General features: G+C 72.3%; 1 protein-coding gene. It reads left to right on the top strand.

Translation table 11 applies throughout. The features are described from left to right. A partial coding sequence (locus GJV64_RS14980; protein ID WP_164158312.1) for a tetratricopeptide repeat protein occupies window positions 1-845 on the top strand: 845 nt, incomplete at both ends.

The raw sequence follows: 845 nt of genomic DNA, 5'->3' as shown, positions 1-845 counted from the left end.
AGTGGCGCACTGCTGGTGCTGGCCCTGGTGGCCGGCGACCCGGCACTGGCGGCGCCGCGCAAGAAGCGCGGTGCCAAGCGCGCGCGCGCCGCTGCCGCGCCGGCCACGCCCACGCCGCCGCCGGCCTCGGTGCGGCAGGGCGTGGAATATTGGCGCGCCGGCAAGTGGGACGAGGCTGTGAAGATGTGGCAGCCCTTTGCCGAACAGGGCGATGCCGATGCCATGTTCAACATGGGCCAGGCCTGGAAGCTGGGCCGCGGCGTCGCGCTGGACAAGGCCAACGCGCAGGACTGGTATCGCCGAGCCGCCGTGAAGGGCCACCTTCCCGCCCAGGCCAATCTGGGCATCCTGTTGTTCCAGGCTGGAGACAAGGCCGAAGGCGTGCGCTGGCTTAAATCGGCCGCCGACAAGGGCGAGATGCGCGCCCAATATGTGCTGGGCATCGTCCACTGGAACGGCGATGGCGCCGCCAAGTCGATGCCGTTGGCCTATGCCTATCTGGTGCGGGCGGCTGCCCAGGGCCTGCCGGAGGCGACGCGGGCCTTGAACGAACTTTCGCAGGCGATCCAGCCGCTCGACCGCGCCAATGGCTGGCAGATCGCCACGGCCCTGGCCGGCAACAGCGGCGTGCCGGCGCAGTTCCAGCCCGGCATCCTGCCGCCGCCGCTCACCCCCGTCACCACGCCGCCGCCGACGCTGGTGGTGGCCGGCACCAGTGCTGCCCCGGCACCCGGCACCAGCGCCACCACCGCGGCGCTCAACGCAGCCGCCCTGAAGGCGGCTGGCGAGGGCGATACCAGCGACGCGCCAACAGCTGCGGCGGCACCCGCGCCTGCCGTGACGAC

The sequence above is a fragment of the Sandarakinorhabdus rubra genome, assembly GCF_010994245.1.
In the GTDB taxonomy this organism is placed as follows: Bacteria; Pseudomonadota; Alphaproteobacteria; order Sphingomonadales; family Sphingomonadaceae; genus Sandarakinorhabdus; species Sandarakinorhabdus rubra.
The sequence above is the reverse complement of the archived record's forward strand: the minus strand, read 5'-3'. Positions and strand labels throughout refer to the sequence as shown.